The following is a 14,151-nucleotide window of genomic DNA, read 5'->3' as shown; positions in this document are numbered from 1 at the left end:
ATGAAGCTAAAATTAAATATTATTATAATCATCTTTCTGTCATTATTTCTGTTAAACTGTAGTAAGGCGGAGAAAGGAGAAGATACGAAAGAGAAAACAGAAGAATATTCCGAATATGAAAGTTCGGAATTTGCAGAACTCACACAAAAGCAGATGAATGCGGTTGGTATTACGCTAGGGCAGATTGAAATGAAAGAATTAACCTCTATTATCAAAGCCAACGGAGCGCTGAGTGTTCCCAATAACAACAAAGCGAATGCCACTTCTTTGTATGGTGGTGTTATCAAAACATTACATGTGCAGGTCGGGGATTATGTAAAAAAAGGTCAGGTGATTGCCACGATTGCCAATCCGGAATTTATCCAACTGCAGGAAGATTATTTGACAACAGTAAGCCGGATTACTTTTGCAGAACAGGAATACAGAAGACAACAGGAACTTTTTGATAATGATGCCGGAGCGGAAAAAAATCTGCAAAATGCTGCAGCGGAATTAAAAACATTAAGAACCAAAAGAGCATCTCTGCAAAGGCAGATTCAGATGATGGGGATCAGTCCCGGCAGTGTTTCGAATACTAATTTAAAGTCCGGACTTGTAGTAACTGCGCCAATCAACGGGACAATTAGCAATATTTTATTGCAAATCGGCAGTTATATCGATGTTTCATCTCCCGTTGCGGAAATTGTTGATAACAGTTCTTTGCATCTCGATTTACAGGTTTTTGAAAAAGATTTACCATCAATAAAAGTAGGGCAAAAAATTCATTTTACACTGACGAATAATCCTGTAGAAGAATATGATGCTGAAGTGTACAGTATCGGAACGGCTTTTGAAAATCAAAGTAAAACAATTCCCATTCACTGTAAAGTAAAAGGGAATAAAAATGGTTTGATTGACGGAATGAATGCCACGGCTGTTGTAAGTTTAAATAATGAATTAATGCCCGCAGTTCCGAATACAGCCATTACCAGTTCGGACGGAAAAGATTACATTTTTCTGGTAACCAAGCAAAAATCAGAAGAGCATAAAGATGAAAAATCTCAGGAAAAAACCGTTAACTTTGAGAGAGTGGAAGTGGTAAAAGGAACATCAGAAATGGGTTATACTGCTATTACACCTGTGAAATCTATTCCCGAAGGAGCGAAAATTGCGACAAAAGGAGCGTTTTTTATCAATGCAAAACTGTCAAATTCAGGAGAACACGAACATTAATTGGCCAACATCATGAAAAAAGATATCGAAAACAAGTTAATAGATAAAAATACAAAACCGACAAGCATGAGGATTTTGGTTTATGATTTTTTAAGTTCTCAGGAAGCGGCCTTGTCACTGTCCGAAATTGAAAATAATTTTGAAAATGCCGATAGAACAACCATTTACAGAACCTTAAAAACCTTTGAAGAAAAGGGAATTGTTCACAGTATTCAGGAAAATACAACGACAAAATACAAACTTTGTCATGACGGTTGTGATGAAAATACGCATAAAGACTGGCACCTTCATTTCTATTGTAAAATCTGCAAACAGACGACCTGTAAAGAAGATATTTCCTTTCCTGAAAATATCCAGACGAATTTCAGAATTGATGAAATAAGACTTTTTGCGAAAGGAATCTGTGAAAATTGTCTTGAAAGTTTGCAATAGTATTGCATTAATTTTAAACCTAATTTTGATTAAAATTATTCAGTTATGGAAGAATGTTGCAGTACAAAATCCCAAAAAGAACAGAATTACAATCATAAAGGTCACGATCACGGCCATTCTCATGACACGGGAAATACATCTGCTTTTCAGATGTTTCTTCCCGCGATTATCTCTTTTGCATTGTTATTGGTAGGAATTGCTTTAGATAATTATATAAAACCAGACTGGTTTACCGGCTGGATTCGTTTAGTTTGGTATTTAATCGCTTATATTCCGGTTGGATTGCCCGTTTTAAAGGAAGCTTATGAGAGTATAACGGATGGAGATATTTTCTCTGAATTTTTTTTAATGGGAATTGCTACAGTAGGAGCTTTTGCCATCGGCGAATATCCTGAAGGTGTTGCTGTAATGCTTTTCTATTCCGTTGGTGAAGTTTTTCAGGCAATAGCTGTGACGAGAGCAAAAAGTAATATTAAATCTTTACTTGATCAGCGCCCTGATGAGGTTACGATTATAAATAATGGAAAACCACAAACCGTAAAAGCCGAAAAAGTAAATATCGGTGAAATTATTCAGTTAAAATCCGGTGAAAAGCTTGGTTTAGACGGAGAATTATTATCCGAATCTGCTTCATTCAATACTTCAGCCTTGACAGGTGAAAGTAAGCCCGATACCAAAGTAAAAGGAGAAACTGTTTTGGCCGGAATGATTAATTTGAATACAGTGAGTCAGGTGAAAGTCACAACAGCTTACAAAGACAGCAAGTTGAGCAAGATTTTAGAATTGGTGCAGAATGCAACAGCTCAAAAAGCTCCGACAGAATTATTCATCAGAAAATTTGCGAAAATTTATACGCCGATTGTGGTTTTTCTGGCGATTGGGATTACACTGTTGCCTTACTTCTTTGTTGATGATTATCAGTTCAGAGCCTGGTTGTACAGAGCATTGGTATTTTTGGTAATTTCCTGTCCTTGTGCTTTGGTGATTTCAATCCCCTTGGGATATTTCGGAGGAATCGGAGCGGGAAGCCGGAATGGGATTTTATTTAAAGGAAGTAATTTCTTAGATGTTTTGGCAAATGTTCAAAACGTAGTGATGGACAAAACCGGAACGATGACGGAAGGTGTTTTCAAAGTTCAGGAAGTTGATTTTAATAATGAATTTAATAAAGATGAAATCCTGAAATTTGTTAATGTTCTGGAAAGTAAAAGTTCACATCCCGTTGCAACAGCTATTCATGAATATGTAGGTGAAATTGACCATTCTGTTGGGTTGGAAAATGTTGAGGAAATTGCAGGACATGGTTTGAAAGCCGCCGTCAACGGAAAAGAATTATTAGTCGGAAATTTCAAATTGATGGATACATTCAACATCAGTTATGATATTAAACCTGAAAATATTGTTTACACTTTAATTGCTATCGCTTATGATAAAAAGTTTGTTGGATATCTCACCATTGCAGATTCAATAAAAGCTGATGCACAATTGACCATTAATAAACTTAAATCTTTACATGTGAAAACCACCATGTTGAGTGGCGACAAAACTTCTGTTGTAAAGTATGTCGCTGATATGTTGGGAATTCAAAATGCTTACGGAGACTTACTGCCGGAAGATAAAGTGAATAAAGTCAAGGAAATTAAAGCCAAAAATCAAACTGTAGCTTTTGTCGGAGATGGAGTGAATGATGCTCCGGTTGTTGCTTTAAGCGATGTTGGAATTGCAATGGGCGGATTGGGAAGTGATGCTACCATAGAAACTGCAGATGTGGTGATTCAGGATGATATGCCGAGCAAAATTCCAATGGCTATCAATATAGGAAAACAAACTAAAAAGATAGTTTGGCAGAATATTATTTTAGCTTTTTCTGTTAAAGCAGTTGTTCTGGCTTTGGGTGCAGGAGGTTTAGCCACCATGTGGGAAGCAGTTTTCGCTGATGTCGGAGTTGCATTACTTGCAATTTTAAATGCTGTGAGAATCCAGAGAATGGAATTTTAATCTTCCATAGGTTGTACAGGTATACAAACCTATGTGCAACCTGTGGGGGAAAATAAAATTTTATTAACAACTATTCATAAAAATGACTTTCATCATAAATCATTCATAAAAACAAATTCAGTAGTATATTTGTAATACAGAATTGATAATTGAGGTTTTTTATTTCCATATTCATTATTTTCACAATTGCAGTACGTCCGGTTTTGCCATTGGTAAACTATGTGCTTAATTATAATTATATTGTAAAAAATCTTTGTGAAAACAGAAATGTTCCTCAATCCACCTGTAAAGGAAAATGCTACGTTGAAAAAGAATTAGCAAAAACAGAAAAGCAATCTAACAATAACCAAAATATAAAAATTGCAGGGTTAGATGTTTTTTTATTCAACGAAATATTTTCTTTTTCTGACAAAAGTCAATCAGATATTTCAGTAAAAAATCCAAACTCGGATTATATTAATTTCCATCCTTCAGAATATTTCTTCAGAATATTCCATCCACCTTTAGCTTACATTTAAACTAAAATGTTAATTGTTGCTTACATTATTGAAAATTGATTCAGTTTTTGGAATTGTTAAAATCGTTTTAATCTCCTTATCCTAACTTCTTCAATATTCTTAATGGTTTAAAATTAATTTTAGTTAAAAAAAATCAATCAATTATCATTCAATACCTATATTAATTTCAATTTTAATTAAAATGAAATCAAAAATTATTTTAACGGCATTATTGTCTGTTTCATTAACAGCTTGCGCCCAAGAAACACCTAAAGTAAAGCATAAACAATCAAATACATCTGCTAAATCAAATACAAAAAGAGTAAAATTTGCCAATGCGGTAGACCCGATTTGTAACATGCCAACAGAGGCTGATATGAAAGATACAGCAGTCTATAAAAATAAAACGTACGGTTTTTGCAGTACTTACTGTAAAGATGAGTTCAAAAAAAATCCTGAGAAATATGCCCAAAAATAAAAATCCAAATAATGCGAAGACTAAAGTAATTATTCCGATTGCGGTTATTGCTCTGCTTTTCTTGGGAATTGGTGTTGGGATGGGTTATTTTAAAAAAAGTCTTTACACTGTAATGAAAGTGCCTGATTTTGAGCTCACTGACCAGAATAATAAAAAGATTACCAATAAAGATATGCTTGGAAAAGTATATCTGGTAGAGTTTTTCTTTAGCAGGTGCCCTACGATTTGTCCGGTGATGAATACCAATATGAGGGCTATCGAAGATGAAATAAACAATCCGGATTTTGGAATCATTTCAATAAGCATCGATCCTGAAAATGATACCCCGGAATTATTGAAAGAACATGCCAAAAGAATCGGTGCTAAATCTCCGAATTGGCATTTTCTGACAGGAAATAGAGATTATATCGGAAAAATTGCTGACCAGTTTAATATTTATGTTGGTGATAAAGAAGATGAGAGTGAAAGTCTTAATCACAGCGGGATGATTGCCCTTGTTGATAAAGAAGGAAATATCCGTTGCCGATATGATAAAGAGAATATGCCGATTTTATACTATTCAGGATTGAATTATGGAGATGCTGAGGGAAAAATACCAAAACTGACGGGAAAATATCATCCCGACAGGGAAATCTTAATTGAGGATATTAAAAAACTACTACAATAAATATTGTTTAATCACTAAAAACAAAACGTTATGAAGATTATGAAAATTGCTGCTCTAAGTGCAGTATTTGCGGCGCAGTTTGCATTTGCGCAATTCAAACAGACACCTTTGCCGTATGCATACAACGCATTGGAAGGAAATATTGATGCCCAGACGATGGAAATTCATTATTCAAAACATGCCGCAGCGTATGTGGCGAATCTAAATAAAGCTATTGCAGGAACTCCACAGGAAAAACAAACTTTATTTCAGATAATGTCGAATGTTTCAAAGTTGCCTGCTGCAGTGAGAAATAATGCAGGAGGTCATTACAACCACGAATTGTTCTGGACAGTTTTGACACCCGAAAAAAATACGCAACCATCAGCGAAACTGTCGAAAGCTATCAATGAAACTTTCGGAAGTATGGATGCTTTTAAAGAAAAAATGAACAAAGCGGGAGCAGATCGTTTTGGTTCTGGATGGGCTTGGCTGTCTGTGGATAAAAACGGGAAACTATTTGTTTCTTCAACACCTAATCAGGACAATCCTCTGATGGATGTGGTAGAGGAAAAAGGAACCCCGATTTTTGGGATTGATGTTTGGGAACACGCTTATTACCTGAAATATCAGAATAAAAGAGCAGATTACCTGACTGCTATCTGGAACGTAACGAACTGGAAAGAAATCAGCAGAAGGTACGAAGAAGCAATCAGTAAAAAATAAGCTAATGAACTCTATTTGCAGCATATTTCTTACTTTATTTGTGGTATTCAGGCCTCTGGTGCCATTGGTGAAATATGCTGTAAATTATGATTATATTTCTAAAGTGCTGTGTATCAATAAAAGTAATCCTGAGCTTCACTGTAACGGAAAATGTTACCTTAGTAAAGAACTCGCAAAAGCAAATGATACCGACTCTTCCCCATTAAATAAAGTGAAAAATTCAGGCCAGAAATTGCTGGATATTTATATTCTCCCTGAAATTACCAAAATCAATAAAACAGAAAAGTCTTTCTTTTCAAATTTCGGTTTTCTTTATAAAACAGCATATTCTTTTCTGTTTTTAAAAAATATTTTCAGGCCACCCGTTTTTTAAGTTATTTTTTAATCTTTTTTTAACGCAAAATTTAGCATCGGGCTTTAATTTACACTTAGTTGTTATTCCCTAGGAATCCCAGCAAAGTATTTATGTGCAAAATTCTGTAATTAAAAAACTTGAATGCCTCCGAACATTCAAAAAGTATTTCTATTTAAAAATTTCAACTTAAAAAATCAACAATGAAAATTTATAAATTTTTATCATTATTCTTTATTGCCTTTACTTTTTTCACTTTCGTGTCTTGCCGAAATAATGATGAAGACGATTCATCACCGGAAATAAAAGGAAATCTTCAGCTCAAATTTGAAAACGGGTTTAATAATCTCGGAGATATTGTTTTAAATCAAACCACTCAAACTTCTTTGCAAGGGCAAAAGCATCAGTTTTCTAATATAAAATATATCATCAGTAATATCAGTTTGATTGATGAAAACGGGAATGAATTCAAATACAACGAAAATAATCCGGACAAAGGTGCCTTTATTATTGACCAGGCTGATGCAGTTGCAGGAATTGTATATGCTAATTTGAATGAGGTTCCGAAAAATAATTACAAGAAAATAAAATTCGGTTTGGGAATAAGTCAGAATGCTTATCTGTTGGGACAGGACGGACAGGCGGAATTCTGGAATAAGGCCAAACTAAAAGGAATGTCATGGTCTTGGGCTGCAGGTTATGTTTTCGTAAAGCTGGAAGGAAAATATGGAACAAATTCTCCCGGCACAGAATTCATGAATCATACCGGAAATATGGGAAATGTTGTGGCAAACGGAACTCCCGACCTTTACCGGGAAATTACTTTGGATCTTCCGACAACTGCGAGAGTGACAAGTCAAATCAAGCCTTCGATTCACATTTTAGCAGATTTTAATCAGTATTTAAGTGGAGGGATGCCGTTGGTTTTAAATTCTACAAATGATATGATGATGGGTTCAAATCAGCATTTGGTTGATGTGACAAATAATCTGTCAAAAATGTTTAAAGTAGACCATGTTCACAATGATTAAGATAATTAAAACAGGTTTAGTCATTTTCTCTTTTTTGAGTTTTGTGTCATGTTCCGAGGAAGTGATTGAGCCACTGGAAAAAGATAATGTTTACAATCTATCCTTTCCGTCGTACTTTCCGGAGATGGCTTTTGATACCTCAGAAAATCCGATTACAAAAAATGGAGTAGAGCTGGGAAGAAAACTATTCTATGAAGGCCGGCTTTCAAGGAATAATACCATTTCATGTGGTTTCTGCCATATTCAGGAAAATGCTTTTACGCACCATGGTCATACAGTGAGTCATGGCGTTGATGACAGAATAGGAATCCGAAACGCTCCGCCTATTCAGAATATGGCTTTTTTAAAGAGGTATATGTGGGATGGAGTAATCCATAATTTGAATGAACAACCAATAATTCCCATATCCAATGAAGATGAAATGGATAGTTCGATGCCAGAGGTAATTTCAAAGTTAAATTCAGATTCGAAGTATAAAAAATTATTCAAAGCTGCTTATGGAGATGAAAATGTGACAGGCGAAAGGGTGTTGAAAGCGTTGTCGCAATTTATGGTAACAATGATTTCTGCAAATTCTAAATATGACAGATTCAAACAGGGAAAAGAAAATTTTTCGTCAGAAGAAGCCCAAGGTATGGATTTGTTTCAGCAAAAATGCGCTTCCTGCCATAGCGGAGCATTATTTACTGATGAAAGCTTCAGAAATACAGGAATGTACTATAATACACAGTTTAAAGATGCAGGACGTTATCGTGTGACTCTCGATCAAAACGACTGGATGAAATTTCGTGTTCCGAGTCTGAGAAATGTAGAATATACGGCACCTTATATGCACGATGGAAGATTTTATACATTAGAAGCGGTGCTTAATTTCTATTCAGATAATGTAGAAAACAGTCCGAACCTTGATCCAATATTAAAACAAAACGGACACATCGGAATCGCAATGAACACTCAGGAAAAGCAATTCATCATTGCTTTTTTAAAAACATTATCCGACAAAAATTTTATCTCTAATCCAAAATTCGCGGAATAATTTTATTAAGACATGAAAAGGATATTTTTAATCATAAGTCTGATTTTATTTAATATAAATCAGGCAAAAACCATTAATGACAGTCTTTACGTTCCTAATGATTTTCATACGATGGTCTTTGATGACTGTGATGCTTGCGGTTGCGCTGCAGGAAACGGGTCGTCAGGTTTTGAATCTTTATTGAACCCGCAGTTTATCGGAATCAAATATTTTTCCCAACATTATAAAGCAAAGGAAAATTTATTTGTAAAAGATTTGACTCAAGATCAATATTTTAATACAATTCAGCTTTGGGGTAGAATTCCTTTAATGAAAAAATTAAGTCTCTATGCAAGTTTGCCGTTTCATTTTCATGAAAAAAAAACCTTGCAGGGTGATATTAATATCAATGGAATAGGAGATTTGAATTTGATGGGAGTCTATCAACTATTTAATTCAAAAGATAATATTCATCAATTAAATGGTGGAATCGGCGTAAAAGTTCCACTGGGAAAATTTGATGAAAAAGGGATTTCCGGTGTCAATCCAAGTTTTCAGCTGGGAACAGGAAGTTGGGATTATCAAATGGTTTTGAATTATAAATTTCAGAAAAATAAACTGGCTGTTCTCTTCAATACAGATTATACGATCAAAACTGAAAATGAAAAACATTATCATTTCGGAAATCAATGGAATTATGCTGCGACGGGTTTTTATCAAATTTTATCAAACAAAAAAGTAATTTTCTCCGCAAAAGCAGGCTTACAAGGAGAAGTTTATGATAAGAACAAACAATTTGATGAGGTTTTACCTAATACAGCCGGAAGTGCTTTGTATGGGAAACTGGGTTTTGAGGCTTCTTATAAAAAGTTCAGTTTGGGAAGTGAAATGATGCTTCCTGCCTATTCCAATTTGGCAGATGGGGATATTGAAGCGAAATCACGTTTCAGTCTTTTCTTGAATTTTGGAATTTAACATAACAAATCATTTCGTTAAAATGTTAGCGAAATGATTTGTTTTTATTTCATTGAAAATCAATAATTTAAATCTTATTTTGTTTCTGTGATTTATTTTCTATCTTTGCCGGAATCTGGTGAGCCATAAAAAGCGCTTAAAAGGGAATCCGGTGAAAATCCGGAACAGACCCGCTGCTGTAAGCTCCACTAAACAAGTTTTTGAAGATAATATCCACTGTTTTTAATGGGAAGGGTTTCAAAAACGGAGTAAGTCAGAAGACCTGCCAGAAGATTTAACGTTTGACGCTTTCGTGGAATAAAGCTTAGGACATGATTGATTTTGTGCAGTTACGGCTGTGCTTGGTCGTTGTATTCTTATATCCATTAGCGTCATCATTATTCTGAATGAGCTAATGGTGACAAAATTTTTTACATCTCAGTTTCATAAGGTTGTTTTCACAGTTTTGGTGTTAACATCTCAGCTATTATTTTCTCAAATAAAAAAAGATACGATAAAGGAACAGGCAATTATCCCTGTCAATATTTATAAAAAGAATTTTAAGGAAATCCTTCCAGCCCAGATTCTGCAGGGTGAAGAGCTGGAAAGGCTCAACAGTCATTCCGTTGCTGATGCTCTACGGTATTTTTCAGGAGTTCAGATTAAAGATTACGGAGGAATAGGTGGTTTGAAAACGATCAATATCCGAAGTTTGGGAAGTCAGCATGTAGGAGTTTTTTATGATGGGATTCAATTGGGAAATGCACAAAACGGATTAGTCGATTTGGGTCGATATTCTTTAGATGATTTGGAAGAAATTTCGTTATATAATGGTCAAAAGAGTGAAATTTTTCAGCCCGCAAAGGATTTCGGTTCATCAGGTTCTATTTATTTACAGCCAAAAATGCCTTCTTTTAAAGGGAATAGAAAAACAAATCTTGTTATAAGGTTAAAAAATGCTTCGATTGATTTATTTAATCCGTCTTTTCGTTTGGAACAAAAAATTTCACAGAAAGTTTCTGCAAGTTTCAGTTCAGAGTTTATGCAAAGTGATGGGGTTTACAGATACCGTTATGCTAAAAAATACCCCGACGGGGAACAGGCTTATGATACGATCGCTAAAAGACAGGATTCTGATATTCAGGCAAAGCGTTTTGAAACAAGTCTAAACGGTGCCTTGAATAATGGAAGCTGGAATGTGCGTGGTTACGGATATATTTCAAACAGGGGATTACCCGCAGCTATTGTTAACGGACGTTTTGATGCTCGTGGAGCAAGACTGGAAGATGAAAATTATTTCGTTCAGGCTCATGTAAGGAAAAAAATATTTCCAAAACTAGAAACTCAGTTGAAGGCAAAATTTGCTTATGACTATACCCATTTTTTGGATACTGTGAAGTCCGAATACCTTAAATATGCTAATAATACCTTCATTCAAAGAGAAATATATCTTTCTTCATCTAATCTATATTCAATTAATACCAATTGGGATGTCAGTGTAAATGCTGATTTTCAGTTTAATAATCTTGATGCGGATTTAGAAAATTTTTCTTATCCTGTGCGTTATACTTCGCTTGTTTCTTTTGCCTCTACATATCAATGGAATAGATTCAAGTTGCTTGGAAGTGTTTTGGGAACATTTATTCAGGAACATGTGGAGCGTAATATCAAATCTCCTGACAGAAGAGAATGGTCTCCTGCTTTATTCATGAGCTATCAACCGGGGATTGTTCCTGAACTTACGTTAAGAGCCTTTTACAAAAGAATTTTCAGGATGCCGACTTTCAACGATTTATATTATACCAATATAGGAAATACATATCTGAAACCGGAATATACGAATCAATATGACATTGGTATTACCTATCAGAAAAGTTTTAATAAATCAATTCTGCAAAATTTCTATGCAAAAGTAGACGGATATTACAATAAAGTAGAAGATAAAATCATCGCAGCACCTAATGGAAGCATGTTTCGTTGGCTGATGATGAATCTTGGTTGGGTAGAAATCATCGGTGTTGATGTGAATATGCAGGCAGATATGATGTTGGGCAATGTGAAGTTGAAGCCATTGCTTTCCTATACCTATCAAAGTGCGAGAGATATGACAAATTCTGAAGACAGTTTTTATAAAAACCAAATTGCTTATACCCCTTGGCATAGCGGAACTTTTACGTTAATGGCAGATTATAAAGAATGGAGTTTTAATTATAGCGCAATGTACGTGGGAGAGCGTTATGATGTGAATCAGGATAATATTCAATACAATTATGTTCAGCCTTGGTATACGCATGATTTATCTGTTCAGAAAAAATTTAATTGGCATAAACAACAGTTCAAAGTAAGTCTTGAAATGAATAATATTTTCAATCAGTATTATGATGTTGTAATCAATTATCCGATGCCAGGAAGAAATTTTAAACTTATTCTAAACTACACTTTATGAAAAAGCTAAATATTTTTCTATTGCTTTTCACATTGGTTTTTCTTGTTTCATGTCGTACGGATGATATTATTGTGCGTTCAGAAGTTGTACCGGGACTTGCAACGCCCGAAAATACAGCTATTAAAGGCTTTTATCTTTTAAATGAGGGGAACATGGGAAGTAATAAGTGTACCCTTGACTTTTTCGATTACACCACCGGAACATATCATAGAAATATTTACGCTGAAATCAATCCTAATGTAGTAAAAGAATTAGGTGATGTAGGAAATGATATTAAAATCTACGGAAGCAAATTGTATGTTGTCGTGAATGTTTCCAATAAAATTGAGGTTCTGGATGCTAAAACGGCAAAAAGAATTAAAACGATTCCTCTTCAAAATTGCAGATACCTGGCTTTTAGAGACGGAAAGGCTTATGCAAGCAGTTATGCAGGTCCGGTAGACATCAATCCCAATGCTCCGAAAGGAAAAGTAGTTGAAATTGATACTGTTTCGCTTTCTATCCAAAGACAGGCCACAGTGGGTTATCAGCCTGAAGAAATTGAAATTGTGGGAAATCAGCTTTTTGTTGCCAATTCCGGCGGTTATATGGTCCCGAATTATGACAAAACCGTTTCTGTGATTGATCTAAACTCCTTTACTGAAATCAAAAAAATCGACGTTGCTATAAACCTCCATCGACTCAAAAAAGACAATTATGGTGATCTATATGTAAGTTCCAGAGGTGATTATTACACAGTTCCTTCAAATTTATTTCTAATTGATGCTGCAACTGGAAACATTAAAAAAGATTTTCATCTCTCGGTAAGTGAAATGACAATTGTGAATGATAAACTTTATTTCTATGGAAATGAATTTAATTACAATACCCATTCTTACAAAAAAACTTTCGGAATCATTGATGTGAAAACTGAAGAAATTATTTCCAATAAAATTATTGATCAGGAATATGTAGATGCCATTAAAACACCTTATGGAATTATGGTAAACCCAATTACTGAAGATATTTATATAACGGATGCCAGAAATTATGTAGCGATGGGATTCGTGTATTGTTTTGATAAAAATGGTCATTTCAAATGGAAAACTGAGGGCGGAAATATCCCTGCTCATTTCACTTTTTTATATAAATAATTAAATCTAAAATATGAAGAGAATTAAGTTTGACTATTTAAAAATTTCGCTTTTTTCTATGCTTTTCATAGGAATAGTAGCCTGTAAAAGGGATGGAGACGATGATTTTTCATTCAATGGTCTTGATGAATCTTATTCTGTAGAACGTTTCAGAGTGTTGAGTATCCCGACAAATGTTTCAGGAAACTTCACATGGAGTATCAATGATTCCATTATTTCTCAAAATTCAGAGCTGGAATTTATCAGTCCAAAAGTGGCTGCCTATCCTTTAACTCTAAAAATTGAAAGTAACGGCAGTACAAAAACATATAATTCAAAAATAATTGTAAAGCAGGAAACCGGAACTTTCAGTAAATATATTTCCAATGTTTTCGATTTCAGACCTGCAGTAGGACAGTTTATTAATGAAATTCCTGAATATGAAAACGGAAATACAGCAAGTATGATACTTCAAAAAGCAAAAGAATCTTTAGTTGGAGAAGCTTCTACAATGATTACGCTTGGCGGTTATGGCGGCTACGTTGTTTTTGGTTTTGATCATACAATTCCGAATATGAACGGACGGGATTTTAAAATTCTTGGAAATGCCTTTTTCGGAAATGATGCCAATGATGTGCGCTCTGGCTCTTGCGAACCGGGAATCATCATGATTGCCTATGACAGAAACAAAAACGGAAAACCCGATGATAATGAGTGGTACGAAATCGCAGGAAGCGAATATTTTAAGAATACAACTGTAAAAGATTACAGCATAACATACTTTAGACCCAATGAAAATAAAATTCCCGTTCCCGGAAGTGAGTTTTGGCAGACTGATATAGAATATATCAAATGGCAGGACAATCTGGGGAATAATGGATTTAAAACAAGAAACACCTTCCATGCGCAAAGCTACTATCCTTTGTGGCTTTCAGATGCTTCTTACAGTTTTACCGGAACAAAGCTTCAGAACAATTTTTATGATCAAAGCGGAACGGGGAATTATTGGGTAGGAAAATCTTACGAATACGGATATGCAGATAATGCCCCAAACAATGATGAAGCTTCTGATATTGATATCTCTTGGGCAGTTGACAAAGGCGGAAAATATGTAAAGCTCCCGGGAGTTGATTTCGTGAAAGTTTATACGGGAGTCAATCAGGAAGCGGGTTGGCTTGGTGAGGTTTCAACTGAGGTGGCGGGAGCCTATGATTTACATCTTAAATAAAATCAAGAATAAATATTTTAAAAA

The 14,151-nt window shown here is 34.8% G+C and carries 14 protein-coding genes and 1 riboswitch; all 14 genes read left to right on the top strand.

Features of this window, described 5'->3' with window-relative positions; translation table 11 throughout:
• The 14 genes from ACM39_RS10200 (at position 1) to ACM39_RS10135 (ending at position 14,127) form a co-directional block, all read left to right on the top strand.
• Positions 1-1,212 carry an efflux RND transporter periplasmic adaptor subunit gene (locus tag ACM39_RS10200; RefSeq protein ID WP_048510922.1) on the top strand — a complete coding sequence of 404 codons (1,212 nt, stop codon included), beginning with the start codon at positions 1-3 and terminating at the stop codon, positions 1,210-1,212.
• Between the two features lie 12 nt (positions 1,213-1,224).
• The gene (locus tag ACM39_RS10195) at positions 1,225-1,644 is read left to right on the top strand and encodes a Fur family transcriptional regulator (protein WP_048510921.1); all 420 of its coding nucleotides are present in this window, start codon (positions 1,225-1,227) and stop codon (positions 1,642-1,644) included.
• A 45-nt stretch (positions 1,645-1,689) separates the two neighbouring features.
• Positions 1,690-3,642, top strand: coding sequence for a heavy metal translocating P-type ATPase (locus ACM39_RS10190; protein ID WP_048510920.1), 1,953 nt, complete (start codon positions 1,690-1,692; stop codon positions 3,640-3,642).
• A 149-nt stretch (positions 3,643-3,791) separates the two neighbouring features.
• On the top strand, positions 3,792-4,160 hold the full coding sequence (locus ACM39_RS10185; RefSeq protein ID WP_048510919.1) for a hypothetical protein: 369 nt from the start codon (positions 3,792-3,794) through the stop codon (positions 4,158-4,160).
• Positions 4,161-4,341: 181 nt separating this feature from the next.
• Entirely contained in the window at positions 4,342-4,617 is a 276-nt protein-coding gene (locus ACM39_RS18855; protein ID WP_082140565.1) for a YHS domain-containing protein, read from the top strand.
• Positions 4,577-5,284 (top strand): SCO family protein, encoded by a 708-nt coding sequence (locus ACM39_RS10175; RefSeq protein ID WP_228377096.1) that lies wholly within the window; start codon positions 4,577-4,579, stop codon positions 5,282-5,284. Before ACM39_RS18855 ends, ACM39_RS10175 begins: the two co-directional genes overlap by 41 nt.
• A gap of 30 nt (positions 5,285-5,314) precedes the next feature.
• On the top strand, positions 5,315-5,989 hold the full coding sequence (locus ACM39_RS10170) for a superoxide dismutase (RefSeq protein ID WP_048510917.1): 675 nt from the start codon (positions 5,315-5,317) through the stop codon (positions 5,987-5,989).
• A 4-nt stretch (positions 5,990-5,993) separates the two neighbouring features.
• Positions 5,994-6,362 carry a hypothetical protein gene (locus ACM39_RS10165; RefSeq protein ID WP_048510916.1) on the top strand — a complete coding sequence of 123 codons (369 nt, stop codon included), beginning with the start codon at positions 5,994-5,996 and terminating at the stop codon, positions 6,360-6,362.
• 182 nt (positions 6,363-6,544) lie between these two features.
• Complete coding sequence (locus ACM39_RS10160) at positions 6,545-7,372, top strand: MbnP family protein (RefSeq protein ID WP_048510915.1); 828 nt, start codon at positions 6,545-6,547, stop codon at positions 7,370-7,372.
• A complete protein-coding gene (locus ACM39_RS10155) occupies positions 7,365-8,408 on the top strand; it encodes a cytochrome-c peroxidase (RefSeq protein WP_048510914.1) in 1,044 nt (347 codons plus the stop codon). The genes ACM39_RS10160 and ACM39_RS10155 overlap by 8 nt, the downstream gene beginning before the upstream one ends.
• 12 nt (positions 8,409-8,420) lie before the next feature.
• On the top strand, positions 8,421-9,362 hold the full coding sequence (locus ACM39_RS10150; protein ID WP_048510913.1) for a transporter: 942 nt from the start codon (positions 8,421-8,423) through the stop codon (positions 9,360-9,362).
• Between the two features lie 99 nt (positions 9,363-9,461).
• A riboswitch (cobalamin riboswitch) is annotated at positions 9,462-9,647 on the top strand.
• Between the two features lie 109 nt (positions 9,648-9,756).
• Positions 9,757-11,787: a TonB-dependent receptor plug domain-containing protein gene (locus tag ACM39_RS10145; RefSeq protein WP_048510912.1), complete on the top strand. Its 2,031-nt coding sequence runs from the start codon at positions 9,757-9,759 to the stop codon at positions 11,785-11,787.
• Positions 11,784-12,920, top strand: coding sequence for a YncE family protein (locus tag ACM39_RS10140; RefSeq protein WP_048510911.1), 1,137 nt, complete (start codon positions 11,784-11,786; stop codon positions 12,918-12,920). The genes ACM39_RS10145 and ACM39_RS10140 overlap by 4 nt, the downstream gene beginning before the upstream one ends.
• Before the next feature lie 13 nt (positions 12,921-12,933).
• Complete coding sequence (locus ACM39_RS10135; RefSeq protein ID WP_048510910.1) at positions 12,934-14,127, top strand: hypothetical protein; 1,194 nt, start codon at positions 12,934-12,936, stop codon at positions 14,125-14,127.
• Positions 14,128-14,151: the final 24 nt, after the last annotated feature.

Origin of the sequence: Chryseobacterium sp. FH2 (genome assembly GCF_001045455.1) — a bacterium.
Lineage (GTDB): Bacteria > Bacteroidota > Bacteroidia > Flavobacteriales > Weeksellaceae > Chryseobacterium.
The sequence above is the reverse complement of the archived record's forward strand: the minus strand, read 5'-3'. Positions and strand labels throughout refer to the sequence as shown.

Excerpts from the sequence above, each read along its gene's own strand:
- ACM39_RS10200 (WP_048510922.1), top strand. The coding sequence starts at position 1 with ATGAAGCTAAAATTAAATATTATTATAATCATCTTTCTGTCATTATTT.
- ACM39_RS10195 (WP_048510921.1), top strand. The coding sequence starts at position 1,225 with ATGAAAAAAGATATCGAAAACAAGTTAATAGATAAAAATACAAAACCG.
- ACM39_RS10190 (WP_048510920.1), top strand. The coding sequence starts at position 1,690 with ATGGAAGAATGTTGCAGTACAAAATCCCAAAAAGAACAGAATTACAAT.
- ACM39_RS18855 (WP_082140565.1), top strand. The coding sequence starts at position 4,342 with ATGAAATCAAAAATTATTTTAACGGCATTATTGTCTGTTTCATTAACA.
- ACM39_RS10175 (WP_228377096.1), top strand. The coding sequence starts at position 4,577 with ATGAGTTCAAAAAAAATCCTGAGAAATATGCCCAAAAATAAAAATCCA.
- ACM39_RS10170 (WP_048510917.1), top strand. The coding sequence starts at position 5,315 with ATGAAGATTATGAAAATTGCTGCTCTAAGTGCAGTATTTGCGGCGCAG.
- ACM39_RS10165 (WP_048510916.1), top strand. The coding sequence starts at position 5,994 with ATGAACTCTATTTGCAGCATATTTCTTACTTTATTTGTGGTATTCAGG.
- ACM39_RS10160 (WP_048510915.1), top strand. The coding sequence starts at position 6,545 with ATGAAAATTTATAAATTTTTATCATTATTCTTTATTGCCTTTACTTTT.
- ACM39_RS10155 (WP_048510914.1), top strand. The coding sequence starts at position 7,365 with ATGATTAAGATAATTAAAACAGGTTTAGTCATTTTCTCTTTTTTGAGT.
- ACM39_RS10150 (WP_048510913.1), top strand. The coding sequence starts at position 8,421 with ATGAAAAGGATATTTTTAATCATAAGTCTGATTTTATTTAATATAAAT.
- ACM39_RS10145 (WP_048510912.1), top strand. The coding sequence starts at position 9,757 with ATGGTGACAAAATTTTTTACATCTCAGTTTCATAAGGTTGTTTTCACA.
- ACM39_RS10140 (WP_048510911.1), top strand. The coding sequence starts at position 11,784 with ATGAAAAAGCTAAATATTTTTCTATTGCTTTTCACATTGGTTTTTCTT.
- ACM39_RS10135 (WP_048510910.1), top strand. The coding sequence starts at position 12,934 with ATGAAGAGAATTAAGTTTGACTATTTAAAAATTTCGCTTTTTTCTATG.